This is a genomic window from Pseudoxanthomonas sp., from assembly GCF_035999195.1.
Taxonomy (GTDB): Bacteria; Pseudomonadota; Gammaproteobacteria; order Xanthomonadales; family Xanthomonadaceae; genus Pseudoxanthomonas_A.
The window spans coordinates 1,882,103-1,907,970 of record NZ_DASYGY010000009.1 but is presented as its reverse complement, the minus strand read 5'-3'; the positions used below and the strand labels follow the sequence as shown (position 1 = coordinate 1,907,970).

25 protein-coding genes are annotated in these 25,868 nt (G+C 70.1%); 12 read left to right on the top strand and 13 right to left on the bottom strand.

Going from position 1 to position 25,868, the window contains the following annotated elements:
* Positions 1 to 3: 3 nt before the first annotated feature.
* Together VGN58_RS15970 and VGN58_RS15965 are read right to left on the bottom strand one after the other, a co-directional pair.
* Positions 4 to 402 carry a hypothetical protein gene (locus VGN58_RS15970; protein ID WP_327484162.1) on the bottom strand — a complete coding sequence of 133 codons (399 nt, stop codon included), beginning with the start codon at positions 400 to 402 and terminating at the stop codon, positions 4 to 6.
* Between the two features lie 44 nt (positions 403 to 446).
* Entirely contained in the window at positions 447 to 1,514 is a 1,068-nt protein-coding gene (locus VGN58_RS15965) for a DUF2272 domain-containing protein (RefSeq protein WP_327484161.1), read from the bottom strand.
* A gap of 121 nt (positions 1,515 to 1,635) precedes the next feature.
* Here VGN58_RS15965 and VGN58_RS15960 point away from each other — a divergent pair, with 121 nt between their 5' ends.
* Together VGN58_RS15960 and VGN58_RS15955 are read left to right on the top strand one after the other, a co-directional pair.
* A complete protein-coding gene (locus VGN58_RS15960; protein WP_327484160.1) occupies positions 1,636 to 2,604 on the top strand; it encodes a polysaccharide deacetylase family protein in 969 nt (322 codons plus the stop codon).
* Positions 2,605 to 2,659: 55 nt separating this feature from the next.
* A complete protein-coding gene (locus VGN58_RS15955) occupies positions 2,660 to 2,905 on the top strand; it encodes a hypothetical protein (RefSeq protein ID WP_327484159.1) in 246 nt (81 codons plus the stop codon).
* Here the strand turns inward: VGN58_RS15955 and VGN58_RS15950 are convergent.
* Together VGN58_RS15950 and VGN58_RS15945 are read right to left on the bottom strand one after the other, a co-directional pair.
* On the bottom strand, positions 2,902 to 3,681 hold the full coding sequence (locus VGN58_RS15950; protein ID WP_327484158.1) for a LytR/AlgR family response regulator transcription factor: 780 nt from the start codon (positions 3,679 to 3,681) through the stop codon (positions 2,902 to 2,904). The genes VGN58_RS15955 and VGN58_RS15950 overlap by 4 nt on opposite strands.
* Positions 3,678 to 4,784, bottom strand: a complete 1,107-nt coding sequence (locus VGN58_RS15945) for a sensor histidine kinase (RefSeq protein WP_327484157.1) — start codon at positions 4,782 to 4,784, stop codon at positions 3,678 to 3,680. Before VGN58_RS15945 ends, VGN58_RS15950 begins: the two co-directional genes overlap by 4 nt.
* Before the next feature lie 202 nt (positions 4,785 to 4,986).
* Here VGN58_RS15945 and VGN58_RS15940 point away from each other — a divergent pair, with 202 nt between their 5' ends.
* Positions 4,987 to 5,382 carry a hypothetical protein gene (locus tag VGN58_RS15940; RefSeq protein WP_327484156.1) on the top strand — a complete coding sequence of 132 codons (396 nt, stop codon included), beginning with the start codon at positions 4,987 to 4,989 and terminating at the stop codon, positions 5,380 to 5,382.
* 21 nt (positions 5,383 to 5,403) lie between these two features.
* Here VGN58_RS15940 and adhP read toward each other — a convergent pair whose 3' ends face one another.
* Complete coding sequence (gene adhP / locus VGN58_RS15935; protein WP_327484155.1) at positions 5,404 to 6,432, bottom strand: alcohol dehydrogenase AdhP; 1,029 nt, start codon at positions 6,430 to 6,432, stop codon at positions 5,404 to 5,406.
* 178 nt (positions 6,433 to 6,610) lie between these two features.
* On the opposite strand from adhP, the gene VGN58_RS15930 reads away from it, so the two are divergent.
* From VGN58_RS15930 to VGN58_RS15920, 3 genes are all read left to right on the top strand, one after another.
* Positions 6,611 to 7,000, top strand: coding sequence for a DUF1801 domain-containing protein (locus tag VGN58_RS15930; RefSeq protein WP_327484154.1), 390 nt, complete (start codon positions 6,611 to 6,613; stop codon positions 6,998 to 7,000).
* A gap of 124 nt (positions 7,001 to 7,124) precedes the next feature.
* Positions 7,125 to 8,252, top strand: coding sequence for an alpha/beta hydrolase (locus tag VGN58_RS15925; protein WP_327484153.1), 1,128 nt, complete (start codon positions 7,125 to 7,127; stop codon positions 8,250 to 8,252).
* 95 nt (positions 8,253 to 8,347) lie between these two features.
* Positions 8,348 to 10,060, top strand: coding sequence for a diguanylate cyclase (locus VGN58_RS15920; protein ID WP_327484152.1), 1,713 nt, complete (start codon positions 8,348 to 8,350; stop codon positions 10,058 to 10,060).
* A gap of 39 nt (positions 10,061 to 10,099) precedes the next feature.
* On the opposite strand, the gene VGN58_RS15915 is transcribed toward VGN58_RS15920, so the two are convergent.
* Positions 10,100 to 12,787, bottom strand: coding sequence for a bifunctional diguanylate cyclase/phosphodiesterase (locus VGN58_RS15915; RefSeq protein ID WP_327484151.1), 2,688 nt, complete (start codon positions 12,785 to 12,787; stop codon positions 10,100 to 10,102).
* Positions 12,788 to 13,003: 216 nt separating this feature from the next.
* On the bottom strand, positions 13,004 to 13,822 hold the full coding sequence (locus VGN58_RS15910) for a CHAD domain-containing protein (RefSeq protein WP_327484150.1): 819 nt from the start codon (positions 13,820 to 13,822) through the stop codon (positions 13,004 to 13,006).
* A gap of 167 nt (positions 13,823 to 13,989) precedes the next feature.
* Between VGN58_RS15910 and VGN58_RS15905 the strand changes: the two genes are divergently transcribed.
* Together VGN58_RS15905 and VGN58_RS15900 are read left to right on the top strand one after the other, a co-directional pair.
* The gene (locus VGN58_RS15905) at positions 13,990 to 14,265 is read left to right on the top strand and encodes a hypothetical protein (RefSeq protein ID WP_327484149.1); all 276 of its coding nucleotides are present in this window, start codon (positions 13,990 to 13,992) and stop codon (positions 14,263 to 14,265) included.
* A gap of 85 nt (positions 14,266 to 14,350) precedes the next feature.
* Complete coding sequence (locus VGN58_RS15900; protein WP_327484148.1) at positions 14,351 to 15,343, top strand: hypothetical protein; 993 nt, start codon at positions 14,351 to 14,353, stop codon at positions 15,341 to 15,343.
* 1 nt (position 15,344) lies between these two features.
* Here the strand turns inward: VGN58_RS15900 and VGN58_RS15895 are convergent, their stop codons facing one another.
* Positions 15,345 to 15,695, bottom strand: a complete 351-nt coding sequence (locus tag VGN58_RS15895) for a VOC family protein (protein ID WP_327484147.1) — start codon at positions 15,693 to 15,695, stop codon at positions 15,345 to 15,347.
* A 17-nt stretch (positions 15,696 to 15,712) separates the two neighbouring features.
* Positions 15,713 to 16,681 (bottom strand): LysR family transcriptional regulator, encoded by a 969-nt coding sequence (locus tag VGN58_RS15890; protein ID WP_327484146.1) that lies wholly within the window; start codon positions 16,679 to 16,681, stop codon positions 15,713 to 15,715.
* Between the two features lie 110 nt (positions 16,682 to 16,791).
* Here VGN58_RS15890 and aceB point away from each other — a divergent pair, with 110 nt between their 5' ends.
* Together aceB and aceA are read left to right on the top strand one after the other, a co-directional pair.
* Positions 16,792 to 18,423, top strand: coding sequence for a malate synthase A (aceB, locus tag VGN58_RS15885; RefSeq protein ID WP_327484145.1), 1,632 nt, complete (start codon positions 16,792 to 16,794; stop codon positions 18,421 to 18,423).
* A 110-nt stretch (positions 18,424 to 18,533) separates the two neighbouring features.
* Complete coding sequence (gene aceA, locus VGN58_RS15880) at positions 18,534 to 19,868, top strand: isocitrate lyase (protein ID WP_327484144.1); 1,335 nt, start codon at positions 18,534 to 18,536, stop codon at positions 19,866 to 19,868.
* 65 nt (positions 19,869 to 19,933) lie between these two features.
* Here aceA and VGN58_RS15875 read toward each other — a convergent pair whose 3' ends face one another.
* Both VGN58_RS15875 and VGN58_RS15870 read right to left on the bottom strand, forming a co-directional pair.
* The gene (locus VGN58_RS15875) at positions 19,934 to 20,638 is read right to left on the bottom strand and encodes a hypothetical protein (RefSeq protein WP_327484143.1); all 705 of its coding nucleotides are present in this window, start codon (positions 20,636 to 20,638) and stop codon (positions 19,934 to 19,936) included.
* Positions 20,639 to 20,731: 93 nt separating this feature from the next.
* A complete protein-coding gene (locus tag VGN58_RS15870) occupies positions 20,732 to 22,798 on the bottom strand; it encodes a S9 family peptidase (protein WP_327484142.1) in 2,067 nt (688 codons plus the stop codon).
* Between the two features lie 123 nt (positions 22,799 to 22,921).
* On the opposite strand from VGN58_RS15870, the gene VGN58_RS15865 reads away from it, so the two are divergent.
* Both VGN58_RS15865 and VGN58_RS15860 read left to right on the top strand, forming a co-directional pair.
* On the top strand, positions 22,922 to 23,389 hold the full coding sequence (locus VGN58_RS15865) for a hypothetical protein (RefSeq protein WP_327484141.1): 468 nt from the start codon (positions 22,922 to 22,924) through the stop codon (positions 23,387 to 23,389).
* Positions 23,390 to 23,534: 145 nt separating this feature from the next.
* Positions 23,535 to 23,960, top strand: coding sequence for a hypothetical protein (locus VGN58_RS15860; protein ID WP_327484140.1), 426 nt, complete (start codon positions 23,535 to 23,537; stop codon positions 23,958 to 23,960).
* A 48-nt stretch (positions 23,961 to 24,008) separates the two neighbouring features.
* Here the strand turns inward: VGN58_RS15860 and VGN58_RS15855 are convergent, their stop codons facing one another.
* The gene (locus VGN58_RS15855; RefSeq protein WP_327484139.1) at positions 24,009 to 25,514 is read right to left on the bottom strand and encodes a YifB family Mg chelatase-like AAA ATPase; all 1,506 of its coding nucleotides are present in this window, start codon (positions 25,512 to 25,514) and stop codon (positions 24,009 to 24,011) included.
* A gap of 10 nt (positions 25,515 to 25,524) precedes the next feature.
* The gene (gene ubiK, locus VGN58_RS15850; protein ID WP_327484138.1) at positions 25,525 to 25,788 is read right to left on the bottom strand and encodes a ubiquinone biosynthesis accessory factor UbiK; all 264 of its coding nucleotides are present in this window, start codon (positions 25,786 to 25,788) and stop codon (positions 25,525 to 25,527) included.
* Positions 25,789 to 25,868: the final 80 nt, after the last annotated feature.

Sequence of the window (25,868 nt, the reverse complement as noted above, 5' to 3'; positions counted from 1 at the left end):
CGCTCAGGGCAGCCTGCGCAGCGCGTGATCGGCCTGTTCGCACACCACCAGGGCGCCTTCCTCGGTGACGGTGCCGGTGGCCTGCACGCGGTCGCCGGCCTTCAGCGATGGCACGTCGTCCGGTGGCGGCGCCTTGCACAGGTTCCAGCGCGCCGGCAGGTGCACGTCGACCTGGCCATTGGCGCTGGCGATCTTCACTATCGCGCTGCCGTCGTAGGTCCACGGCGTGGTGTCGACGCCGACGATGCGGCCGGTGACCGTGGCTTGCTCGCCGGCGGTGAACGCACCGCCCGTGGGCGTGGACGCGGGCGTGGTCGCGCATGCGGCCAGCGCCAGCAGTGCGGCGAAGGGCAGGGCGCGGACGCACCGCAGCGGGGTGGGATGCATCAGGCGTGCAGTCATCAGGGGTGCTCCGGAAAAGGCGGACGCATTGTCCGCCGCGTGCGTTACGGCTCCGTCGTGGTCGCCGGGGCGCCTGCGTCCTTCGGGCAGCGCGGAATGCCCGACCCCACCACGCAGGCGATGCAGCACTCCTGCTTCTCCGTCGCCTCGATGCCCGGCGCGTCCTGCGCCGGCGGCAACGCGCCCGGCAGCTTCGCCAGCTGCTCCGGCGACTTCAGCCGCAGGATCGCCGCCCAGTCCTGGCGGTTCATGTTGCAGGCCGCCTCGTTGTCGGGCGCACACAGCGTGCCGTCGCCGATGCGCAGCGGCAGGCCACCCCAGAATTCGCCGTTGCGGTTCAACGGCAGCATCCGCATGGTCACGGCCTGCTGCACGTTGCCGCCGATCGCATAGGCGGTGTTGTCGTTGTTCGGGTTGACCGCCACCACGATGTCGCAATGCATGTCCAGCGAGCTGCCGCTGCGCAGCAACGGCAGTAGCCCCTCGTGGCCGAACAGGCGGCCGGACTGGCGCACGTAGCAGATCAGGTCGCCGACCACCGGCTTGGCCTTCGCCACGTCGATCACGTCGAAGGCGTTGGTCGCCGGGTTCTGGTACGCCGCCTGCACGTAGCTGAAATGGCGGCTTGACCCGCGGAAGCCCGGCACCCGCGCTTCGCGCATCACCCACGAAATGAAGGCGGCCGACCACGGCGTGTCCACCACGAAGCCGCGGCAGGCTTCGGCCTGCGGTCCGGTGGCGGAGGCATACAGGCAGTCGGTCGCACCACGGCGGTGGCCGATGGCGGCGAGCAGGCCACTGTCGCGCCAGTAGCGGGCGACGCGTTGCCAGGCGCGGTCGTCGCCGATCGATAGCAGCGACGCCTCGGCTTCCATCATCGGCGCGTTCGCCAACCGGCCGTTGCGGTCGATGAAGGGGCGGTACCACATCAGGTGCTCGCGGCAGGCGACCGCCGCGATGCGGGTGGCCACGTCCGTCGGGGTCTGTTGCGACAACTGCGGGCAGGCATCGGCCGCATACGCGGCACCGGAGGTCAGCAGCAGGAGGGGCAGCAACAGCCATGCACGCATCGGCAGATCCTTGGGGAAGCGGTGTTCGTTCATACGCATCATGCCGCATCGGCAGGACACGACGTCATCACGTGGAATGAAGATATCGGGTCGTCCGCGCGCGGTGGCCGCACGCGGTGCGGGAACGGTAAGCTCGCCGTCGTTCCCGTCGCCCGGATTCCGCGTGCCCTTCCTCCTGCGTGTACTGCTGTTGTCGGCCCTGGCATGGGGCGCCCATGCGGCCGGGCCAGACCGGCGCATCGCCATCACCATCGACGACCTGCCCTGGCAGCGGATGGACAGGACGCCGCCGGCGGACCTGGCCTCGCGCCACGCACAGCTGATGGCGCAGCTGGAGCAAGCCGGCGTGCCGGTGGTGGGATTCGTCAACGAGGGCAAGCTGGAGATCGACGGCCAGGTGCAGCCGGCGCGCGTGGCGATGTTGCGCGACTGGCTGGACGCCGGCCATGAGCTCGGCAACCACACGCATGGGCATCCCGATCTGCATGCGGTGGGATTGCCGGCGTTCCAGCAGGACATCCTGGATGGCGAACGCGTGCTGCGGCCGCTGCTGGCCGAGCGCGGGCAGGTGCCGCGCTGGTTCCGCCATCCCTACCTGCGCGCGGGCCGCACGCCGGAAGACCGCGCGACGCTGTCCGCCTTCCTCGGCGAACATGGGTACCGCATCGCGCCGGTGACCGTCGACAACGGCGAATGGGTGTGGGCGTTCGCCTACGCCAACGTGCTGGACGGTCGGCCGGATACGCCCGCACGCGCGGCCACGCTGGAGCGGCTGCGGCGCGGCTACATCCCCTACATGCTCAACAAGGTCGACTACTACGAAGCGCAGTCGCAGGCGCTGCTGGGGTACGCGCTGCCGCAGGTGTGGCTGCTGCACGCCAACGAGTTGAATGCCGTCGCCTATGCAGAGCTGGTCGCCGGTGTGCAGCGGCGCGGCTACCGCGTGGTGACGCTGGACGAGGCGCTGCGCGACCCCGCCTACGCACGCGGCGAGGGCGGCTACAACGGCCGCTACGGGCCCAGCTGGCTGCACCGCTGGGCGATGGCGGAAAAGAAGCCGAAGGATTTCTATGCGGGCGAGCCGGTGGTGCCGGGCTGGGTGCTGGCGCTGGCCGGCGTGGCGTCGGAGTAACGCGCGCGGTGCGGGCCATCCGCGTCGACCTTCCCCAGGACACAGGAGCCAACGCATGCAGAAGAAGGTGGACCTGTCGAGCTACCGCGGCTATCTGGTGGAAGTGGTGCTGCAGCGCGCCGACGATAGTCAGCCATGGTCGCCCGCAGTGCGCGTGCGCCGGACCGCGGGCGGTGGCTGGAGCGAAGACCTGTGGCTCGCCGACGCGCGCGATTACTTCACCTGCTACGACGCACTGGCCGCCTGCAAGGCGCAGGCGCAGCGCGCGATCGACGCGCAACGGCAGACCGGCACCGGCTAATCGTCGCGCCGCAGCGTCGCCAGTTTCAGGAACGCCTCGTGCTGGTAGCGGCTCATGCGCAGCTGCTGGCCGGTGTCCATGGTCACCACGTGGTAGCCGTTGAACCACGGATGGATGTCCCGGACCCGGCGCACGTTGATGATCGCCGAGCGGTGCACGCGGGCGAAATGGCGGGGGTCCAGCCGCGCGGCCAGGGCCGTCATGGTCTCGCGCAGCTCGTGCACGCGGTCGGCCAGGTGCAGGCGCACCGTATTGCCGCTGGCCTTGATCCAGACGATGTCGTCCACGTCCACCAGCACCACGCGCTCGTCCTCGCGCACCGGCAGCCGCTCCAGATAGGCGTCGCGCTGCTGCAGCGAGGCCAGCGCCTGCAGGATGCGCGCCGTCGTGTCCGCATCGGCGCCGCGCGGCGTGGCGAGCCGCTGCTTGACTCGTCGCAGCGTCTCCGCGAAGCGCTCGCGGCCGAAGGGCTTGACCAGGTAGTCCACCGCGTTCGCCTCGAAGGCGCGCACGGCGAACTGCTCGTAGGCGGTGACAAACACGGTGGCCGGCATGCGCGCGGCGCCGATCGTCGCCACCACGTCCAGGCCGGTGATGGCCGGCATCTGGATGTCCAGGAACACGAGGTCGGGCGAAAGCTCGCGGATCGCCGTCACCGCCGACACACCGTCGCCGCATTCGCCGGCCAGCTCGAAGTCCGGATCCTCGCGCAGCCGCCGCACCACCGCCTGCCGTGCGATCGGTTCGTCGTCGACCACCAGCGCCGTGAGGCTCATGCGGGCACGTGCTCCGGCAGCGCATCGTCGTCCAACGCGTGGAACGGCAGGCGCAACCGGCAGGCGACGCCGCGCGGCACCATCAGGTCGAGCCGCAGGCTGGCATCGTCGCCATAGAGTTCGCGCATGCGCAGCCGCGTGTTGGACAGGCCGATGCCGTGTCCGCCGGCATGGCCGCCTTCGTCCAGCGTGCTGTTGTGGTTGCGCACGTCGATGCACAGCGTGCCGCCTTCGCGCCGGCAGTCCACCTCGATGCAGTCGTCGCCGACGTGCTGGCCGATGCCGTAGCGGATGGCGTTCTCCACGATCGGCTGCAGCACCAGGCTGGGCACGGCTGCGTCCAGCACGTCGGGGGCCACGTGGATGCGCGTGGTCAGGCGGTCCTTGAAGCGCCGCCGCTGGATGCCGAGGTAGAGCTCGAGCAGTTCCAGTTCGCGCCGCAGCGGGATCTCCTGGCCGTCATAGTCCTCCAGGAACGCGCGCAGCAGTTCGCTCAGGCGCAGCAGCATGTCCTCGGCCGACAGCGTGTCCTCGTCGAGCAGGGTGATGATGGCGTGCAGCGTGTTGAACAGGAAGTGCGGCTGCAGCTGGGTCTTCAGCACCTGCAGGCGCGACTGCGCGAGTTCCGTGGCCAGGCGCGTGGCTTCCAGTTCCCGGCGCGACTTTTCCGCCTGGAAATGCAGCAGCTGCTGCACCGCCAGCAGCGCCCAGTAGGCGAGCAGGCCGGTGGCGAAGTGCTTGCTGACGAACTGGGTGAACTGGTCGCCGATGCCGGCCGGTTCGAACAGCGCCGACACGAACGCGCCGATCACCATCGCCAGCAGCGTCACGCCCAGGCTGTAGCCGACATGCCGGAGCAGCGCGCGCAGCCGCAGCGGGAACGGGATGGGATGGCGCTCGCCCAGGCGGAAGACCAGCGGCGCCAGCGCGGCCCACGTGAGCCACTGCACGGCCGACCAGCGCAGATAGGTGCCCGGCGACCACAGATGCGCGTTGACCGCATCGTGGACGCAGCCCTGCATGGCGAACACCAGCACCACCAGCGACCACAGGGCCAGGTAACGGGACAGGCGGACCTCCAGCGTGCCCAGACGGATCTTCATGCGTAGCTCCTGATCGGCGAGCGCATCGTAGGGCGCCGGCGCGGATGCGGGAAGGCGCAGAAGGCACCCGCTACGATTGGTCACGACGGCACGACGATTCGTCCCGGATCGGTTGCCGGGCGAGCAGGGGCGGCGCGAGATGCGGGGGCCCCGGACGTCATCCCGCGTCACCGGTGGCGCCCTTCCCGCCGGAGATCACGCCATGCGCCGTCTGTCCGCCCTCGTCCTGTCCGCCGCCCTCGCTCCGATCGCCGCCGCTGCGGCCGAACGCACGCATACCCTGTACCTCGTCAACCGCGCGCACGATCGCATCGTCGCGGTCGCGACCACACCGGCCGGAGGCACGGCATGGAACGAATTGCTGCGTGGCGCCACGCTCGCGGGCGGGGGCGACACCGCCACGCTGCAGCTGGCCAGCGACCAGTGCGTGCACGACGTGAAGGTGGAGTTCGTCAACGGCCGCCGCGCGCTGTATCCCGCGCTCGACCTGTGCCGTCACCGTGGCCTGCGCATCCCGCCGTTGCCGGCGAGGGACACGCAGGCGGCGATAGCCGTTCGGCGCGACGGGACGAGCGGCGCGTTGTCCGCCGAGGATTGACGCCCGCGGGCATCGCCTGCCTCAGGCGGCCAGGTCCAGGACGACGCGGCCTTCGATCGTGCCGGCGCGCATGCGCGCGAACACGTCGTTGATGTCTTCCAGCCGCGCCGTCGTCACCGTCGCCGCCACCTTGCCCATGGCCGCGAACGCCAGCGATTCCTGCAGGTCCAGCCGCGTGCCGACGATGGAGCCCCGCACGGTGATGCCGTTGAGCACCATGCCGAAGATGTCGAGCGGGAACTGCCCCGGTGGCAGGCCGTTGAGCGAAACCGTGCCGCCGCGGCGGACCATGCCGATGGCCTGCTCGAACGCTTTCGGCGAGACCGCGGTGACCAGCGCGCCATGCGCACCGCCGATCTCCTTCTTCAGGTAGGCGACCGGGTCGGTCGTCTTCGCGTTGACGGCGACGGTGGCGCCCAGGCGGCGGGCGAGGTCGAGCTTGGCGTCGTCCACGTCGACCGCCGCCACGTTCAGGCCCATCGCCTTGGCGTACTGCACGGCCATGTGGCCGAGGCCGCCGATGCCGGAGATCACCATCCAGTCGCCGGGCTGCGTGTCGGTGACCTTCAGGCCCTTGTACACCGTCACGCCCGCGCACAGGATCGGCGCGATCTCGACGAAGCCGATGTTGTCCGGCAGGTGGCCGACATAGTCGGCGTTGGCCAGTGCGTATCCGGCGAAGCCGCCGTTGACCGAGTAGCCGGTGTTCTGCTGCGTCTCGCACAGGGTTTCCCAGCCGCCCAGGCAGTGTTCGCAATGGCCGCAGGCCGAATACAGCCACGGGATGCCGACGCGGTCGCCTTCCTTCACGTGCGTCACGCCGGTGCCGACCGCCGCGACGTGGCCCACGCCCTCATGGCCGGGGATGAACGGCGGCGCCGGCTTCACCGGCCAGTCGCCCTCGGCGGCGTGCAGGTCGGTGTGGCAGACGCCGCAGGCTTCGATCTTCACCAGCAGTTCGCCGGCTGCCGGACGCGGTACCGGCACGTCCTCGATCGCCAGGGGTGCGCCGAACGCGCGTACGACGGCGGCTTTCATGGTGGTGTCCATCCGCGACCTCCTCGGGGTTCCGGGAGCCCACCGTAGGCCGAGGAAAGGAGGACCACATTGATCGCGATCAACCCCGCACGGCGAAGGACGACCGTCGGTCGGCCGCCCGGCGGGTTGGCGACCGGCGGCCACGGCGGTTACCGTCGGCGACACTCCCGCACGCAGCACAGGCCGCACCATGGGCACACGCACGCCGGCCACCGACGTGGACACCTTCCTCGGCACGCTGGCGCACCCGCAGGAGGCCGCGCTGCGCCGCCTGCGTGCGGTGATCCTGGCGACCGATCCGCGCATCGGCGAGGGCATCAAGTGGAATGCGCCCAGCTTCCATGTCGACGGCCGCCACTTCGCGACGATGCAGCTGCGGCGCGCCGACCGGCTGCTGCTGGTATTGCACCTGGGCGCGGGCAAGCGCGTGCTGCCGAAGGACGCCATCGCCGATCCGCAGGGACAGCTGATGTGGCTCGGCGCGGATCGTGCGACGTGGTCGTTCGTGGACCGCGAGGACGTCGAGGCGCGAGCCGCCGGCCTGCAGGACCTGCTGCGGCAGTGGATGGCGCACCTCTGAGGACCGTTCCGCCCGGCCCACCCGCACCGACGGCGTGACCGGCGCCACACGCGGCACGACCATCGACACAGGTCCGTGACGGTCGTGACGGCGACACTGGTCTCCCGCCACCGGAGCCGTGCCGATGAAGACCGCCTTCTCCTCGTTGCTGCTGCTCGCGCTGTCATGCGCGCCGCAGCCGGGCCGTGCGCAGGACACCTGCCCCGACCGCAGCGCCTATGCGCCGGCGCGCGAGATCGTCGCCGACCTGCAGCGCATCACCGCGCCGGAGGGCGTGCAGGAGGAGTACGCGGTCGAGATCGGCGGCATCCGCCAGTGGGTGAACGTGCGCGGACAGGACCGCGACAATCCGATGGTGCTGTTCGTCCACGGCGGTCCGGCGTCGCCGATCATCCCGACGCTTTGGCAGTTCCAGCGCCCGCTGGAGGAATACTTCACGGTGGTGAACTACGACCAGCGCGGCGCGGGCAAAACGCTGGTGCTGAATCCGCAGGAGGCGGTGGCGGACACCCTGCGCATCCAGCGCTATGTCGACGACGCCATCGCGCTGGCCGAATACCTGCGGGCCCGTTACCGCCAGCGCAAGCTGGTGCTGATGGCGCACAGCTGGGGCACGGTGGTGGCCATGCACGCGGCGCTGCAGCGGCCCGACCTGTTCCATGCCTATGTCGGCATCGGCCAGGTGATCAACGTGCGCACCAACGAGCGGGTGAGCTTCGACTACGGTCTGCGCACGGCACGCGAGAAGGGCAATGCCGAGGCCGTGCGCGAGATGGAAGCCATCGCGCCCTATCCCGGCGACCGGCCCATCACCCGCGAGCGCATCGTGATCGCGCGCAAGTGGCCGCAGTTCTACGGCGGGCTGAGCGCGTACCGCGCCGAGTCCCGGTACTTCTTCCAGGGCCCGCGCCTGTCGCCCGACTACGACGATGCCGCGCGCTGCGCGATCAATGCCGGCAGCGTGTTCACCCTGGGCCGGCTGCTGGATGAGTTCCTGCAGGTCGATTTCACCGGCGTGAAGGACTTCCCTGTTCCGGTGGTGATGTTCATGGGCCGCCACGACTACACCACGCCCTCCGAACCGACCGCGGCGTGGTTGGCGGAGGTGCGCGCGCCCTACAAGCAGGGCGTCTGGTTCGAGCACTCGGCGCACATGATCCCGTGGGAGGAGCCGGGCAAGACGCTGGTCAGCCTGCTGCAGCACGTACGGCCGCTGGCGGAGACGGGCGGAGCGGGCGCCGCGACGCCCTGAGCGGACACGGATAGCGCCGACCCGGGCGCAGAATTCGGCGCGGAAATGCGGGATAGTGCGGCGCAGTCCCCCCGCCCGCGCCGCCGTTCGCCCGCATGACCGACCCCGTTCCGCCCGCCGGCCGCGTGCCGCGTCCCTCATCGCTGAGACGACAGTTCGCGCGCGCGGTGGTGCTGGCGGCGCTGCTGCCCGCCGCATTGCTGGGCGTGGTGGAACAGATGCGTTCCTACCGGGCCGAGCAGCGCCATGTCGGCGAACGGCTGGAGGTGAGCACCATCCTCAGTGCCACGGCGGTGGAGGATTTCGTCGGCATGCATCAGGCCGGTGTGGCGCTGGTGGCCTCGATGAGCGACCAGCACACCGACTGGCCGGCGCGGCTGGCGGAGCTGCGCCGGCGCTATCCCGGCTTCAGCAGCGTGCTGGTCACCGATGCGGATGGCACGGTGCAGGCATCGCAGCCGGTGCCGCCGCGCGCACCGGCCATCAACGTGGCCGATCGCGACTACTTCCGCATGTCCCGGCAGACGGGTGCGCCGTTCGTGTCCGATGCATTCCGCGGCCGTCGCCTCAGCCACGATCCGCTGGTGGCGGTGGCGGCGCCGTGGCAGCAGGACGGCGCGTTCGCCGGCGTGGTGCAGGGTTCCATCCGCGTCGACACCTTCACCGGTCCGCGCGTCGCCGCCATGCGCCGGCGTGGCGTGGAAATGCTGCTGCTCGACCGCGACCTGCGCGTGATCCGCGCGACCGAGGGGCTGCCGTACCGCTTCCAGCAATCGCTGGCCGGCAGTGCGCTGCTGGCCGGTGCCGGACAGGGCTCGCGCGAAACCGAATCGCGTCGCGTGCGCGACGCGATGGCCGACGGCCGCGCGGCCTGGGTGTCGCAGGCGACGCTCTCTTCGGGCTGGACGCTGGTGCTGCTGGTGCCGGACACCCTGCTGACGGGCACGGTGGGGCGTCGCGCGGTGGCGACCGCGGTCCTGCTGGTGCTGATCGCCGCCGGCGTGTGGCTGGCGTACGCGTGGCAGATGCGGCGCCTGGACGGTGCGCTCGCGCAGCTGTCGGACGCGCTGCACGCGCTGGCGGTGCACCGGCGGCCCAGTGCCGCGGCGCCGCTGCCGGAAGAATTCGAGCCGGTCGGGCGCGCAGTGGGCGAGCTGGCGGAACAGCTGGACGCCGCGCACCAGGACCTGCGGCGCGCGCTGGACGAGCAGAGCGAGCTGTCGCTGTCGCTGCAACGCACGCTCGAGCGCCGCGAGCAGGACGTGGACCGGCGCACCGCCGAACTGCGCCTGGCCAACGCCGAACTGGACCGGCTCAACCGCATCGATCCGCTGACCGGCTGCCTCAACCGGCGCGGCCTGCAGCATGCGCTGGCGCCGCTCGGCGACGAGGCCGGCGAACTGCTGGCGCCGCTGGCGGTGATCGCGCTGGACGTGGACCACTTCAAGGCCTTCAACGACCGCTACGGCCACGCCGCCGGCGATGGCGCGCTGCGCCGGGTCGCGGGCGTGGTCGCCGGTGCGCCGCGCCGCTCGCACGATGCCGCCGCGCGCACCGGCGGCGAGGAGTTCCTGATCCTGCTGTCGCAGGCCGACACCGACGAGGTCGCCGAGGTCGCCGAACGCCTCCGTGCGGCCGTGCAGGCGCTGGCGATCGCGCATGCGGATTCGCCCTGGGGCGTGCTGACCGTCAGCGTCGGCTGGGTGCGCGCCGATGCGGGCGCCGACTACGCGCAGGCGTTCCTGCTCGCCGACGAGGCGCTGTACCGCGCCAAGCACGGCGGACGCAACCGGGTGGAACGCGAGTAGGTCTGCAGCCGCCGAGGTTCGACAGCATCCGCGCGCGTCTCAGCGCACCACCGCCAGCCGCCGCGGCGGCGGTTCCTCGCGCTGGAACAGCACGCGTTCGGGCCGGTGCAGTGCGTAGCCCTGGCCGTAGTCCACGCCCAGCGAACGCAGCGCGTCGCAGATCTTCGGGCTGGCCACCCATTCGGCGACCACCTTCAGTCCGCGCTGGTGGCCGATCTGGGCGATGGCGCTGACGATGGTGCGGCTCATCGGGTCGGTCTCGAGGTCGCGGATGAAACTGCCGTCGATCTTGATGAGGTCCGCCGGCAGGTTCTTCAGGTAGCCGAACGAGGACATGCCGGCACCGAAATCGTCCAGCGCGATGCGGCAGCCGACGCGACGCAGGCGCTCGATCACGCCCACCACCTTCAGCAGGTTGCGCACCGCGACCGTCTCGGTGATCTCGAAGCACAGCGCGTGCGGCGGCACCGCGTATTCGGTGATGCGGGCGAGGATGAAATCGGCCAGGCCTTCGTCCTCGATGCTGGCGCCGGACAGGTTGATCGCGCACGTGCCCAGGCGCATGCCCGAGTGGTGCAGCTGGCTGAAGTGCGCCAGCGCGTTGCGGATCACCCAGCGGTCGATCGCCGGCATCAGGCCGTAGCGTTCGGCGGCCGGCAGGAACGCGCCGGGCAGCACGATGCCGCCGTCCTCGTCGCGCAGCCGCAGCAGCAGTTCGATGCTGGTGGCGGTGTCGCGGCCGTCAAGGGGCACGATCTCCTGGTAGTCCAGCAGCAGGCGGTCCTGTTCCATCGCCCAGCGCAGGCGGTTGGCCCATTCCATTTCGCCGTGGCGGCGCGTGGTCTCGTTGTCCTCGCGGTAGAGGTGCACGCGGTTGCGGCCGTTCTCCTTGGCCAGGTAGCAGGCGGTGTCCGCCCAGGCCAGCAGATCCTTGAGCGTGGGTTCCTGCTGGTCGATCACCACCACGCCGATGCTGGCGCTGACGGTGTAGGTGCGGTCCTGCCAGACGAACATCAGCGCCTCGATGCGTTCGCGCAGGCGCTCGGCCAGGGCCTGCGCGCCCTCGGCGTCCACGTGGAAGGCCATCAGGCCGAACTCGTCGCCGCCCAGCCGCGCCAGCACATCGCCGCCGCGCAGCTGCTGGCGCATCGCCAGCGCCAGCTGCGCGAGCAACTGGTCGCCGGCCATGTGGCCGGAGATGTCGTTGATCAGCTTGAACTGGTCCAGGTCGATGTACAGCAGCGCGCACGGATCGCAGACGGCGCGCCCCTTGCGCTCGCTCAGGGCTTCCTCGACGCGGCGCTCGAACTCGCGCCGGTTGCACAGCTCGGTCAGCGCATCGTGCGTGGCCTGGTAGCTGAGGCGTTCGGTCAGCTCGCGCTGCTCGGAGATGTCGGTGGCCACCATCAGCAGGTGCGGCGTGCCCTCCATGTCGACCTGCGCGATGGAGGCGCTGGCCCAGAACGCGCCGCCCTCCGGGCTCAGCAACACCGCCTCCAGGTTGCCCCAGTCGTCGCCGATGGCCGCCGCGTCGCGCGCGCGCGCCTGCAGCTGCGGATCGGAGAACAGCGCGGACAGCGGCAGGCCGGTCGGGTCGCCCAGGCGCAGGCGCGCGGCCTGGTTGGCGTAGGCGATGCGGCCGTCGCGCGCGTCGGCCAGCAGCACCAGCGCGGGCAGCAGTTCGTTGAGCGCGCGGAAGCGCAGTTCGCTCTCGCGGTACCGCTGGCTCATCTGTTCGCCCAGCGCCACGGCGCGCCGGCGCGTGGTGGCCAGCGACCACGCCAGCGCCGCCAGCAGCAGGCTGATCACGCCGCCGCCCGCCAGCACCGCCTGCAGGCGGCCGGTGTCCAGCGGCTGCGGGCGCGGTTGCATCTCGATGCGCCACTGCCGGCCGCCGAAGTCCAGCCGGCGCACCTGGGCCGGCAGGTCGGCGGCCACGGGCGTGGACGAGTCGTAGAACGGATGCGCGTCGGCGGTGGCGTCGTAGACGCGCACCCGGAACGCGTCCAGCACGGGACCGGCCATGGCGGCTTCGACCAGCGGCTGCACGCGGATGCCGATGGCCAGCGCGCCGATCTCGCGTGCGCGGCGCTGGTTGGGCGAGGTGGGCGTGGGGCCGTCGGAATACACCGGCAGGCGCAGCGTCACGCCCAGCGGGTTCTGCCCGGCCGGCGTGGTCTGGCGCAGCGGGAAGGGCGCGGAGATCACCACCGTGTCGGTGTCGCGGGCGCGCAGCAGCGCCGCCAGATTCGCCTTCTGGGTGACCATGTCGAAGCCGATCAGCGAGGTGTTGTGCTGGTAGGGCGCGACGAACTCGTAGCGGTACGACACGTGGTCGGCCAGCGGCTGGTCCGCCGGCGAGCGTCGGGCGAAGGCCAGCGAGGTGTAGGTGCCGGGCGCGAGCGGGCTGCGCAGGCTGGCGTGGTACTGGCTGAAGCGCGCCTGGTCCATCTGGTCGTTGGCCAGGAACACGGTCTGCATGGCGCGCAGCATGGACGCCGCCTGTTCCAGCGGCACCCGCAGGCGCGAGGCCCCGGCGTCGGCCAGGGCATGGCGCGCGTCTTCGGCGCGCTGCTGCAGGTCGCGCCATTCGCGGTGGGCGACGATGCCCGTGCAGGCCAGGCCCAGCAACAGCACGGCCGCCGCCCATGCCAGCGGCGGCAGGCCGCGGCGGCGGGAGGGCGGGGGCGCCGGAGCGTCACCGGGGTGTAGGGGGGTGGAATCCACCTGCGGGCCTTGATCCTGCGTGATGGGAGGGCGGTCGGCCCGGCCTGTTTCCTGGGGAAGCAGGCTTCGTGCCAAACCGGCCGAGTGCCGGAACACCGGATCCGGGGCCTTCCGCGGGGACCGACAGGTCCCGTGTGCGCTGCGGAAGGACCGTATGGGTCACTATCGGCCCCGGGGTGACGTTCTTGACGCGGGTGGCCGGTCGTCGGCGCCGCGCTAGGCGAGCGGCTGGATGGGCGAGGAGGTCCGCAGACGTCCGCTGACGGCGGCGCGGGTCGGCGGGCGGGCGGTCTCCAGCGCCTCCAGCGCCTGCGCCAGCAGCGCCAGGTCCTGCAGCACGCCCAGCTGGTCGACCAGCCGGCTCACCTGCCGCAGGCCCGGTGCGGGTGGGCCGTCCGCCGGTGGCCGGACATGCAGCTTGCGCAGGGCGGTCAGCTGCATGCGCAACCGGCGCGAGCGGCGACGCCACTCGTGCAGGTCGTCGACGCGGCCGGAGCGTATCGCCTCCGCCTGGGCGCGTGCCTGCCGCCGTTGCGAGCGCGCCAGGGCCTGGCGCAGGTCGTCGCGACGGAGCCGGTGCCAGGGCAACTGCTGCAGCCGTTCCGCCTGCCGATGGGCCAGCGCCTGTCGGCGGACGAAACCCGGATCGTCCCGCAGCGCCCCGGCCAGGCGGTGCCGCTGTCGCTCGGCCAGCCGCGGCAGCAGCGCCTCCCAGGCAGCGCGTTCGTCGGCGTCGGTGGTCTCCTCCGCCAGGTGCCGGGCGGTCTCCTGCACCACCTGTCCGTCCCGCAGCGCCGACAGCGCCCTGGCCAGCGTGCGCAGGTCGTGGTCGATCGCGTCGACGGCCTCGCGTCCCAGCGCGCGCCGGCCCAGCGCCAGCAGCGAACGCAGCCGGCGGACGCTCTTGCGCGCCTCGTGCACGCCCGCCGGGTCGGCCGGCGCAACGGCCAACGCCGACGCCAGCGCGCGGGCGTCGCCCGCCGCGAGCGCGGCGGCCCGTTCGCCGATGGGTGCGGAAGCGGTGCGCGGGCTCATGGCGATCCACCCCGGCGGGAAAGTGACACTCCGCGACAGTCTAGGACGGGAGGCCCGGGGTTTTGCCGGCCGGGGCGACTGAACGCCTGCCGCTCGTCGGCACGGCGCGGGCTTGGCGTCGCGACCTCGAAAAGGTATAAATCGTTTATACGATTTACAGGTGCGCCATGGCAAAGTCCCGCAAGACGCGCGAAGCCGGCGGTTCCGACGCCGGAAACGCCGCCCCGGCCAGGCTGGTGCGCGACAGCTTCACCATGCCGGCCGACGACTTCGCGCTGGTCGCGGTGCTGAAGGGCCGTGCGCTGCAGGTGCAGCGCCCGGCCAAGAAGAGCGAACTGCTGCGGGCCGGCCTGCACGCCCTGGCCGCGCTGTCGCCGCAGGCCTTGGCGGACGCGCTGGATGCGCTGGCGCCGGTGAAGGCCGGTCGACCGAAGAAGAAGTGACCCTCGCCGCGATCTGCGGCGGCCCCGTGTGTTGTGCGCAGGCGCCGTGGGCGCCCGCGATGTGCCTGTCCCGGATGTGTTGCCGATGAACCTTGCCGCTCTGTTCCGCCGCCACCGCGTGGTGGTCCTGCTGTTCCTGCTGCTGGCGCCGATGCTGGTGGCGTCGTCGCACCTGCCCGCCGGCCGCGAGGCCGGCATCGAGATGCGCGCCGGCTACCGCGTGCAGGACCTGGACTGGGTGGATCCGGCGCGCGGCCGCGCGGTGCCGGTGAAGCTGTTCTGGCCGGAGGCCGCGCGTACCGGCAAGGTGCCGCTGGTGGTGTTTTCGCACGGTATCGGCAGTGCGCGCGACGGCTACACCTACCTGGGCCACTACTGGGCGAAGCACGGCATCGCCAGCGTCCACGTGCAGCACGTCGGCAGCGACCGCGCGCTGTGGCAGGGCAATCCGTTCGGCCTCGTGTCCCGCTTCCAGCACGCCGCCGGCGCGGCCGAAGCGGTGGCACGCGTGCATGACCAGCGCTTCGCGCTCGACCAGGTGCTGGCCGGCGAATGGGGCGCGCAGGTCGACCGCGCGCGCATCGTCGCGGCGGGCCACTCGTACGGCGCCAACACCACGCTGATGGTGGCCGGCGCGCGCGTGGTCCGCGACGGCCAGGCCATCGAACTGCGCGATCCGCGCGTCAGCGCGGCCATCGTCATCTCGGCGCCGCCGTTCTATGGCGACGACGACTTCCGGCCGATCCTCGCCGGCATCACCATTCCCACGCTGCACGTGACCACGGCCGACGACATCATCCGCATCCCCGGGTTCGGCTCCGGCGTGGAGGACCGGCTGAAGGTGTTCGACGCCATCGGCGGTGCGCACAAGGTGCTGGCGGTGTACCGCCACGGGACCCACAACGTGTTCACCGACCATCGCTACTTCGATTCGCGCGAAGTCAGCGAGGACGTGAAGCGCGCCACCGAATCGCTGTCGCTGGCCTTCATCGACACGGTGTACGGCACGTCCACCGCCGGGCTGGCGCAGTGGCGCTCGGGCCACCGCGCGCTGCTGGCGCGGTACGAGACGCGCTGACTCAGGTCGCCGACCACACGGCCAGCTCGTAGCCGTCGGGATCGATGAAGTGGAAGCGGCGTCCGCCCGGGAAGGCGAAGATCGGCTTGGTGATGTGGCCTCCGGCTTGCTCCACCTGCGCCAGGCTGTCTTCCAGCGCGGTCGAATACAGCACGACCAAGGCGCCGCCCGGCTGCGGCGTGCCGTGCGCGAAGCCGCCGGTCAGGCGGCCGTCGCGGAACTCGCAGTAGTCGGGGCCGTAATCCTGGAACGTCCAACCGAATGCGTCGCCATAGAAGGCTTTCGATGCGGCGATGGATGCGACGGTGAATTCGAGATAGTCGATGCGGTGGTGCTGGTCGGCGCTGCTCATGCGGGTCTCTTTGTGGCTCAACGTTCGGAATGTCCGCTCTCATCGTAGTCGCGACGCTCGAACAGGTGCGGCTGGATCAGTTCGATGAAGGCGCGCGCCTGCGGCGACAGGAACTTGCCCTTGCGCACCACCACGCCGTAGCTGCGCGAGGGGAACCACTGCGCCAGCGAGCGTGCCGCCAGCCGGTCGCGGTCGGCCTCGCCCAGGCAGATCGACGCGATGATCGAGATGCCCATGCCCATGCTGACGTACTGCTTGATCACCTCCCAGCCACCGACCTCCAGCGCGACCGTGTAGGGCACGCGCGCCTGCTGGAAGACCAGGTCGACCAGCCGGTAGGTGATCAGCCGCTTCGGCGGCAGGATCAGGCCGTACGGCGAGAGGTCTTCCAGGCGCAGGTCGCGCTTCTTCGCCAGCGGATGGTCCGGCGGCGTGATCAGCATCGGCTCGAAGCGGTAGACCGGCGCGTAGCTGAGATCGGCCGGCACATCGAGCACCGAACCCACCGCCAGGTCCACGGCATCCGACCGCAGCAGGTCGGTGCCGTCGGCGGTGGCGGCGTTGTGCAGGGTCAGCTTCACCTCGGGGTGCTGCTGGCGGAAGTGCTCCACGATCTTCGGCAGCAGGTAGAGGATGGTCGAACTGTTGGCCGCCACGTTCAGTTCGCCGGCCTCCAGCCCGCTGACCTTTTCCCGGAACGTCGCGTCCAGCCCGTCCAGGCCCGCCACCAGCGGCTGGGCCAGTTCGTACAGCACCTGGCCTTCGCGGCTGGGGGTCAGTCGGCGCCCGCTGCGTTCGAACAGGGTGATCCCCAGGTCCCGTTCCAGTGCCTGCAGCTGCAGGGTGATGGCGGGCTGGCTGACGAAAAGCGCCTCCGCGGCCCGCGACACCGACCCCAGACGCACCGTCTGGCAAAAGGCGCGCAGGGGCTTCAGCCGGTCGGATTTGTAGGGAAATCGCGGGGTTGGCGCTTCTTTGGAGCTCACGTTCTAGTCAACTATAAGGCCGACTTATTTAGTGCATTGACAAAACTGTTTTGTCAAATAATTCGACGCGGGAGCACTGTGCGTCTCCAGCACGACGCCAGGAGACGCCCATGTCCGCCACCGCTTTCGCCCTGCCGCCGCGTGATACGCGCGCCGACCGCCCCACCCCCGGCATCGCCCTGACCGCCAAAGTGGCGGGCCAGGACGCCCTGCTGCCGCCCGGTGCGCTGGCTCTGCTCGTCTCGCTGCACCGTGCGATCGAACCGGAGCGCCAGGCCCGGCTGGCGGCCCGTCGCTCGCGACAGGCCTTCTTCGACGCGGGCGGCCTGCCCGACTTCCGCGACGACACCCGCAGCATCCGCGAGGGCGACTGGACCGTGGCCCCGGTCCCGACCGCGCTGCAGGACCGCCGGGTGGAGATCACCGGCCCGGTCGACCCGAAGATGGTCATCAACGCGCTGAACTCGGGCGCCAAGGTGTTCATGGCCGACTTCGAGGATTCCACCTCGCCGACCTGGCAGAACCTGCTGACCGGCCAGCGCGCGCTGATCGGGGCGGTGGCCGGCGACCTCACCTTCACCTCCGACGCCGGCAAGCACTACACGCTGAAGCCGCAGCACGAGCAGGCCGTGTTGCTGGTGCGCCCGCGCGGCTGGCACCTGGACGAGAAGCACGTGCTGATCGATGGCGCGCCGATCGCCGGCGGCCTGTTCGACATCGCCGTGTTCGCCTGGCACAACGCCCGCGCGCTGCAGGCCCGCGACCGCGGTCCGTATTTCTACCTGCCCAAGCTGCAGAGCATGGAAGAGGCCGCGCTGTGGGAGACCGCGCTGTCCCACATCGAGGCGGCGCTGGGCCTGCCGCACGGGCAGATGAAGGTCACCGTGCTGATCGAGACGCTGCCGGCGGTGTTCGAGATGCACGAGATCCTGCACGCGCTGCGCGACCGCATCGTCGGCCTGAACTGCGGCCGCTGGGACTACATCTTTTCCTACCTGAAGACCTTCCGTCGCCACGCCGACAAGGTGCTGCCCGAGCGCGGCCAGGTGACCATGACGCAGCCGTTCCTGAAGGCGTATTCGGAACTGCTGATCCAGACCTGCCATCGCCGCGGCGCCCATGCGATGGGTGGTATGGCGGCGCAGATCCCGATCAGCAACGACGAGGCCGCCAACGAGCAGGCGATGGCGCGCGTGCGCGCCGATAAGCTGCGTGAGGTCACCGCCGGCCACGACGGCACCTGGGTGGCGCACCCGGCGCTGATCCCGGTGGCGAAGGCGATCTTCGACGAGCACATGCCGCAGACCAACCAGCGCGGCGTGCTGCGCGAGGACGTGGCGGTGACCCGCGACGACCTGATCCGGCCGTCCGCCGGCACCATCACCCGCGCCGGCTTCGAAGGCAACGTGGAAGTCTGCGTGCGCTACCTGGCCGCGTGGCTGGATGGCAAGGGCTGCGTGCCGATCCACTGGCTGATGGAAGACGCCGCCACCGCCGAGATCTCGCGCGCGCAGATCTGGCAGTGGCTGCACACCGCCGACGTGCACCTGTGCGACGGCACCCAGATCGATTACGCGCTGCTGCAGCGCACGCTGGCCGCGCTGCCCGCGAAGCTGGGCGACCACGCGCGCCTGCCCGGTGGCGAGCGCATCTCCGAAGCCATCGCCCTGCTCGACCACCTGAGCCGCGCCGACGAGCTGGCCGACTTCCTGACCCTGCCCGCGTACGACCGCATCGATTGATCGAAGGCCGGGATTCGGGAAGGGGGAATCGGGATTCGTAGCGCCCACCCATCACGTCCTGCCAGGCCATCCGCAACGAACTGAAGCACCCCACATCACGGAGCATCGCCATGAGCACACAACAACAGCAGATCGACGCCATCCAGCAGGACTGGGACCACAACCCGCGCTGGGCCGGCATCAAGCGCGACTACGCCGCCGCCGATGTCGTCCGCCTGCGCGGCAGCCTGCAGCCGGAATACACCCTGGCCCGCCGCGGCGCCGAGAAGCTGTGGAAGCTCGTCAACGGCGAAGCCAGGAAGGGCTACGTCAACGCCTTCGGCGCGATCAGCGCGGGCCAGGCGATGCAGCAGGCCAAGGCCGGCCTGGAAGCCGTCTATCTGTCCGGCTGGCAGGTGGCCGCCGACGGCAACACGTCCGAGACCATGTATCCCGACCAGTCGCTGTATGCGTACGACTCGGTGCCGACGATGGTCCGCCGCATCAACAACACCTTCCAGCGTGCCGACGAGATCCAGTGGAAGAATATCTGCGACGGCAAGATGAGCGAGCAGGACGCCATCGACTTCTTCCTGCCCATCGTCGCCGACGGCGAGGCCGGCTTCGGTGGCGTGCTGAACGCCTACGAGCTGATGAAGAACATGATCGTCGCCGGCGCCGCAGGCGTGCACTTCGAGGACCAGCTGGCCGCGGTGAAGAAGTGCGGGCACATGGGCGGCAAGGTGCTGGTGCCCACGCAGGAAGCGGTGCAGAAGCTGCAGGCCGCGCGCCTGGCCGCCGATGTGCTGGGCGTGCCGACCATCGTGCTGGCGCGCACCGACGCCGAAGCCGCCAACCTGCTGACCTCGGACTTCGACGCCAACGACCAGCCCTTCGTCACCGGTCAGCGCACCGCGGAAGGCTTCTACCGGGTGAAGAACGGCCTGGAGCAGGCGATCAGCCGCGGCATCGCCTACGCGCCTTACGCCGACCTGGTGTGGTGCGAGACCGGCACGCCCGACATCGGCTTCGCCCGCGAGTTCGCGCAGGCGGTGCATGCCAAGCATCCCGGCAAACTGCTGTCGTACAACTGCTCGCCCAGCTTCAACTGGAAGAAGAACCTGGACGACGCGCAGATCGCCCGCTTCCAGGACGAGCTGTCGGCGCTGGGCTACAAGTATCAGTTCATCACCCTGGCCGGTATCCACATCAACTGGTTCAACACCTTCAAGTTCGCGCACGACTATGCGCGCGGCGAGGGCATGAAGCATTACGTCGAGCAGGTACAGGAAGCCGAGTTCGCCGCCCGCGAGAAGGGCTACACCTTCGTCTCGCACCAGCAGGAAGTCGGCGCCGGTTACTTCGACGACGTCACCACCGTCATCCAGGGCGGCAGCTCCAGCGTCACCGCGCTGAAGGGCTCCACCGAGGAGGAGCAGTTCTACGAGAAGGAAAAGGCGGCCTGACTACCGTCGCATGGATGTCCGAGAAGGAACGCCGGCTCAAGCCGGCGTTTCGCTTGGTGCGGACCTCAGCTGGCCTCGGGAGCATCCGTGCTCCATGGTCGGCCCAGCGGAGGCACGACGTCGCTGGGCTGGAGGTTGCGCATGGGAACGCGCAGCCGATGCACCTGGGGTCCGTTGTGGGTGAACTCGACCACGTCCAGATAGAGCGCGCCCAGCCGGTTGCGCTCAAGGAGTGCCAGGAATGCCTCCTTGCCGATGTCATCGTCGATCGGGACATAGGACACGGCGGTCTCGCGATGGCGCAACAACAACGTCATCCAGCTGCGTGCGTCCGCCTTGTCGCTCAGGCCGGTGATCGCGCCAGGCCGGAACTTGACCTCGAACTCCCCGCTTGCGGTATCGCCATGTGCGAAGCGACTTGGTTTCAGCTGGTCGAAGCGGAAATGTGGAGCGTGAAGCACGATCGGGCCGTCCAGCAGGTTGCGGACTTCGAATGCGATCACATTGCGATACTGCGGGTGTCCGGTTTCCAGCCGGAACACGGAGTGCACCGAGACCTTCTGCACGGACTGCTTGCGCATCGACAGCAACAGCCGGCCGATCACCGCCGCGATGGCGACAGTCAGGATGTTCCAGATGCCCGCATCGTTCACGCGAGCAAGGACGGCGTGCGTGGCGGCGTGCGTGGCGGGCAGCAACCACAGCACGATGGCGGCGACCGCGATCAGCAACAGTGCAATGCTGCCAAGGGTACGGAGCTGGATCTTCACGGTGGATGCCCCTCGTGATCCCCGTTGACGCGAATGAGCGGAGGCCGACCGTCTGGCGCGCGGGACTCGCCAGACGGTGGCCTTGTCAGCCTCTTACTTCTTCACTTCCTGCGTATGCCGCTTCAGCGCCTCAGGCAGGCCCAGCACGCCATCGGCGCCGGTCGGCACGCTGATGCTGGAGCCGGTCAGGTCGTTGCCGATCGGCTCGGCCCGGCCACCCAGGCATTGGGCGAGGAAGCCTTCCGTCACGGCGTTGAACGCCTTGCTGTTTTCCGGGCGTGCGAAGCCGTGGCCCTCGTCGGGGAACAGCACGTAGGTCACCGGGATCTTCTTCGCCGTCATCGCCTTCACGATCTGGTCGCTCTCGTCCTGCCTCACGCGCGGATCGTTGGCGCCCTGGCCGATCAGCAGCGGCTTCCTGATCCGGTCGGCATACGTCAGCGGCGAACGCTCGGTCAGCCACTTCCTGCCGGCCTCGGTGCGCGGGTCGCCCATGCGCTTGGCCAGCTGTTCAAAGAAGCTGGCCCAGTACGGCGGCACGGTACTAAGCAGGGTGTTGAGGTTGGACGGCCCCACGATGTCCACGCCGCAGGCGAACGTGTCCGGCGTGAAGGTCAGGCCGGCCAGCGTCGCGTAGCCGCCGTAGCTGCCGCCCATGATCGCGACCTTGTCCTCGGTGGTGACGCCCTGTTTCACTGCCCACTGCACGGCGTCGATCAGATCGTCGTGCATCTTGCCGGCCCACTCGCCGTTGCCGGCATTGGTGAAGTCCTTGCCGAAGCCGGTGGAGCCGCGGAAGTTCACCGACAGCACCGCGTAGCCGCGGTTGGCCAGCCACTGGTTGTAGCTGCCGTAGCCGTAGGAATCGCGCGCCCACGGTCCGCCATGGACCAGCAGCACCAGCGGCACCGGCGCGTCGGCCCTGCCGTCGTTGTCGGCATCGGCGCTGCGTGGCAGGGTGAGGTAGCTGACCAGCGTCTTGTTGTCGCGCGAGGCGATCTCCACCGGCCATTGCGGCACCAGCGGCTTGCCGTCCAGCTTCGGCCGCGCGGAAAACAGTTTGGTCAGCGTGCCGGTCGGGCGGTCGTAGCGGTAATAGACCAGCGGTGCTTCGGCCGCCGAGTAGGCGACGATCCAGGTCGTGTCGTCCAGCGTGCGCGTGTTGACGGACACATCGCCCGGACCGATCGCTTCCAGCTTCTCCAGGTCGGCGCGGATCGCCGGGTCGACCACTTTCCATTCGTCGCGCAGGTAGTCGACCGACACGGCCTGCACCTTGCCCGTCGCCGGGTCGGCCAGCGTGCCGCCGACGTCGGCGCGCGCGTCCTCCAGCACCAGCGTGCGCCGGCCGCTGGCCACGTCGATGGCGAACAGCGCCGCCGTGTTGCGGCCGCGCGAATCGGTGAAGTAGAGCGTCCTGCCGTCCAGCGTCAGGCCGCCCGGGCTGGTGGTCAGCACGTCCTCGAACGGGATGTCGTCGAACTTTTCCCAGCCCCCCTTGGCATCGCGCTTCAGCACGTCGGCGCCGCCGTCCGGGCGCGAGCGCTGCGCATACTTGAGGGTGTAGTCGGCGTCGGCGATGTAGCCGGCGATCTGCGCCTCGTTCTTCTCGAGCAAGGTGCGCGTGCCCGTGGCCAGATCGACGCGGTAGAGATCGTGCCACTTCGGGTCGCGGTCGTTCATGCCGACCAGGATCGTGCCGGGCTGTTTCGGGCTGACGCCGACGACCTGGGCCGTGGTCTTCGGGAACGGCGTCAGGTCCTTCGCCTGACCGGTCTTCAGGTCCACCGCATACAGGTGGAAGTCCTCGTCGCCGCCGCTGTCGCGCAGGTAGAGCAGCGTGTCGGGCAGGTAGGACCAGAAGTAGCTGCGGATGCCGCGCGCCTTGTCCTTGGTCACGGCCTTCGCCTGCGCAGGGTTGTCGGCAGGCGCGACCCAGACGTTGAGCACGCCGTCGACGGCGGCGACCCAGCTGAGGTACTTGCCGTCGGGGCTGATCTGCACGTTGGCCCGCTCGGGATTGCCGAACAGCGCGTCGCGCGCGATCAGTTCGGTGCCGGCGATGCGGTCGGCGGGGGAGGGGGCGGCGTGGGCAGCGAACGAGGCCAGGATGGCGGCCGAGAGCAGGAGGAGAGGCAGGCGGGTCGGAGCTGGGCGCATGGAAACCTCACGGGGCTGTGGTGATCGGCCACCTCAGGAAGGTGCCGACGAACGGCGGCACTGGACGCGCAGGGGGCCGCCGGATAATGTCACAACAGGATCCGCAAAGTTCAGGAGACGTTTATGCGCAAGATGCTCGCTGTCATCGCCCTGCTGGTCCCGCCGTTGGCATGGGCCAACGACATACATCCGAACATGGATGCCCAGGCCATCCTCCAGCAGCAGCAGGAGATCCGGGCAGAAATCGACAGGCCGGGTGGCCGCTTCAAGCACCTGACCCCGGAAAAACGCGAAACCCTGCTGGCGGAGCAGGGCAAGATCAGCACGCTGCTGGAGGGCAAGCGGTCCCTGCAGGACCTGTCGGAAAGCGACCGTATCCTGGCGTTCAACGCGCTCGAAAGCGTCGAGGGGATCCTGAACCAGGCCGAAGACGACCGCATGGTCTGCGAGCGCGTCAAGCCCGTGGGCAGCAACCGTCCCAAGACGGTGTGCCTGACGGTCGCCGAGCGTCGCGCAGCGCGCGAGCAGGCCCAGCGCGACGTGTCCAACCGGACACAGAGCTGCTTCAAGGGACAGGACAACTGCATCTGACGGTCTGACATGGCGGGTCGCGGCCTGCGCCCTGCCCCTCGCGCCGCAGCCTAGGGCGAGGCGCCGGTAGTGGCGCCGTCACGCGTCTTCCAGGAGATACGTCATGCCTATTCGCTCGCGCCTTGCAGCCGCCATCATCGGCACGATGCTGCTGCTTCCATTGGCCGCAGCCGCGGAATCCCTGTCCGACATCCGGCAGCAGCAGGAGAAGATCAGGGATGACCTGGCCAACGGCGCGTTGAAGCTCGACGCCGACAGGCGGCGGATCGTCGAGCAGGAACAGCGCGTCGTGTTCGACCTGGCCGACGCGTCGGAGACGCTCGACGCGCTAAATCCCCGACAGCGCATCGGCCTCAGGAACGCGCTGCAGAAGATCGACGCCGCGCTTTCCCTGGCGGATGGTGCCGAAGAAGACCGCGAAGTGTGCTGGCAGGAGCGGCGCACGGGCAGCAAGCTCACGACCACGGTGTGCGGCACGGTGCGCGAGCGGCAGCAGGCGAAGGAAGGCGCTCGTGATTACCTGCAGCGTCCTCGGATCTGTGCTCCCCCGGGCTGCGGCGCGTCGCCCTGAGCCGAGTGGAGCGCGCCGCAAAGCCCCGCGCATAACGCGAGACGCGGCTCACGGATTCTGGAGCGCGTCGATGCCCCGGTACGACAGCGCTTCGGTGAGATCCGGTGTGGCGATCTCCGCGCGGTCCGCAAGATCGGCGATCGTGCGCGCTACGCGCAGGATACGGTGCAGGCTGCGCGCGGACAGTTGCAGGCGCTCGACGGCGCGCTCCAGCAGGGCCTGGTCGCGTGCCGACAGGCGGCAATGCGCCATCGTCTCGGCCTGGCCCATGCGCGCGTTGGCGCGTCCGCAACGCGCAAGCTGCCGTTCCCGCGCGGCCACTACACGCGCCTGCACGGCGGCGCTGCGTTCGCCGTCCGGCGCATCCGGCCGCAGTTCGTGCGGTGGCAGCCGGGACACGTGGACGTGCAGGTCGATGCGGTCCAGCAGCGGCCCCGAGAGTCGGCTGCGGTAGCGGCGAACCAGGTCCGGCCCGCACCGGCAGCGTCCGCTGGGGTCTCCCGCCCAGCCGCAGGGGCATGGATTCATCGCCGCGACCAGCTGGAAACGTGCGGGAAACTCGGCGGTCCGTGCGGCGCGGGACACGGTGACGGTGCCGGATTCCAGCGGTTCGCGCAACACCTCCAACGCGGCGCGCGACCATTCCGGCAATTCATCCATGAACAGCACGCCGTTGTGCGCCAGCGAGATCTCGCCCGGCCGCGGCTGCGCACCGCCGCCCACCAGCGCCACGGCACTGGCCGTGTGGTGCGGCGCGCGATAAGGGCGTTGCCGCCAGCGTGCCGGGTCCAGCCCGCGCCCGCTGACCGAGGCGATGGCCGCGCTTTCCATCGCTTCGGCATCGCTGGCCTCGGGCAGCAGGCCGGGCAGGCGCGAGGCCAGCAGGGTCTTGCCGCAGCCCGGCGAGCCGATCAGCAGGAGATGGTGGCCACCGGCGGCCGCCACTTCCAGCGCGCGGCGCGCCTGCGCCTGTCCGCGCACGTCGGCCATGTCGGGAATCGTCGAGGGCAGCGCGGGTGGTGCGACAGCGGAAGGCAGCACCTTGCGGCCTTCCAGCAGCGCGCAGACTTCCAGCAGCGTGCGGCCGGTGAACGCGTTGCCTTGTCGCGCCAACGCCGCTTCCGGCCCGCTGGGTTCGGGGACCACCAGGGTGCGGCCACTGGCAGCGACCGCCAGGGCGGCCGGGAGCACGCCATCCACCGCGCGCAGTTCACCGGTGAGGCTCAGTTCGCCGAGGAATTCGTAGTCCGCGAGGGTCTCGCGACGGATCTGTCCGCTGGCCGCCAGGATGCCCAGCGCGATCGGCAGGTCGAAGCGGCCGCCGTCCTTGGGAAGATCGGCCGGCGCGAGATTCACGGTGATGCGGCGCGTGGGGAATTCGAACTGCGCGCACAGGATCGCGGCACGCACGCGGTCGCGGGCCTCACGCACCGCGGCTTCGGGCAGGCCGACGATCTGCGTGGACGGCAAGCCGCCCGACAGATGCACTTCTACCCGCACCGGCGGCGCGGACACGCCCGCCCGTGCCCGGCTGTTCACCAGGGCCAGACTCATGGCGAAGGGGTCAGGACTGGGCGGGCATGCCGGCCAGCTGGGCTTCCAGCGAGGCGACGGTACGTTCCAGCGTTTCCAGTTTCTCGCGGGTGCGCAGCAGCACGGCCTGTTGCACGTCGAACTCCTCGCGCGTCACCAGGTCCAGTTTGGCCAGTCCCGCCTGCAGCGTGGACTTGAAGGTCTGCTGCAGTTCTTCCTGCGAGTCGCGCAGGCCGGGCGGCACCAGCTGGCTGAGGCGGCGGGCGAGGTCGTCGATGTGGTTGAGGTCGATCATGTGGGGTCTCCGGCAGTGCATCGAGCTTGCGGGTCGGGCACGCAGGCGCGCCATCGGCATTCGCTGCGCAGCGCTGTCGG

Bases quoted from the DNA above. Each gene is read 5' to 3' on its own strand.
- VGN58_RS15970 (WP_327484162.1), bottom strand. From the start codon at position 402: ATGACTGCACGCCTGATGCATCCCACCCCGCTGCGGTGCGTCCGCGCC.
- VGN58_RS15965 (WP_327484161.1), bottom strand. From the start codon at position 1,514: ATGATGCGTATGAACGAACACCGCTTCCCCAAGGATCTGCCGATGCGT.
- VGN58_RS15955 (WP_327484159.1), top strand. From the start codon at position 2,660: ATGCAGAAGAAGGTGGACCTGTCGAGCTACCGCGGCTATCTGGTGGAA.
- VGN58_RS15950 (WP_327484158.1), bottom strand. From the start codon at position 3,681: ATGAGCCTCACGGCGCTGGTGGTCGACGACGAACCGATCGCACGGCAG.
- VGN58_RS15945 (WP_327484157.1), bottom strand. From the start codon at position 4,784: ATGAAGATCCGTCTGGGCACGCTGGAGGTCCGCCTGTCCCGTTACCTG.
- VGN58_RS15940 (WP_327484156.1), top strand. From the start codon at position 4,987: ATGCGCCGTCTGTCCGCCCTCGTCCTGTCCGCCGCCCTCGCTCCGATC.
- adhP (WP_327484155.1), bottom strand. From the start codon at position 6,432: ATGGACACCACCATGAAAGCCGCCGTCGTACGCGCGTTCGGCGCACCC.
- VGN58_RS15930 (WP_327484154.1), top strand. From the start codon at position 6,611: ATGGGCACACGCACGCCGGCCACCGACGTGGACACCTTCCTCGGCACG.
- VGN58_RS15925 (WP_327484153.1), top strand. From the start codon at position 7,125: ATGAAGACCGCCTTCTCCTCGTTGCTGCTGCTCGCGCTGTCATGCGCG.
- VGN58_RS15920 (WP_327484152.1), top strand. From the start codon at position 8,348: ATGACCGACCCCGTTCCGCCCGCCGGCCGCGTGCCGCGTCCCTCATCG.
- VGN58_RS15910 (WP_327484150.1), bottom strand. From the start codon at position 13,822: ATGAGCCCGCGCACCGCTTCCGCACCCATCGGCGAACGGGCCGCCGCG.
- VGN58_RS15905 (WP_327484149.1), top strand. From the start codon at position 13,990: ATGGCAAAGTCCCGCAAGACGCGCGAAGCCGGCGGTTCCGACGCCGGA.
- VGN58_RS15900 (WP_327484148.1), top strand. From the start codon at position 14,351: ATGAACCTTGCCGCTCTGTTCCGCCGCCACCGCGTGGTGGTCCTGCTG.
- VGN58_RS15895 (WP_327484147.1), bottom strand. From the start codon at position 15,695: ATGAGCAGCGCCGACCAGCACCACCGCATCGACTATCTCGAATTCACC.
- aceB (WP_327484145.1), top strand. From the start codon at position 16,792: ATGTCCGCCACCGCTTTCGCCCTGCCGCCGCGTGATACGCGCGCCGAC.
- aceA (WP_327484144.1), top strand. From the start codon at position 18,534: ATGAGCACACAACAACAGCAGATCGACGCCATCCAGCAGGACTGGGAC.
- VGN58_RS15870 (WP_327484142.1), bottom strand. From the start codon at position 22,798: ATGCGCCCAGCTCCGACCCGCCTGCCTCTCCTCCTGCTCTCGGCCGCC.
- VGN58_RS15865 (WP_327484141.1), top strand. From the start codon at position 22,922: ATGCGCAAGATGCTCGCTGTCATCGCCCTGCTGGTCCCGCCGTTGGCA.
- VGN58_RS15860 (WP_327484140.1), top strand. From the start codon at position 23,535: ATGCTGCTGCTTCCATTGGCCGCAGCCGCGGAATCCCTGTCCGACATC.
- VGN58_RS15855 (WP_327484139.1), bottom strand. From the start codon at position 25,514: ATGAGTCTGGCCCTGGTGAACAGCCGGGCACGGGCGGGCGTGTCCGCG.
- ubiK (WP_327484138.1), bottom strand. From the start codon at position 25,788: ATGATCGACCTCAACCACATCGACGACCTCGCCCGCCGCCTCAGCCAG.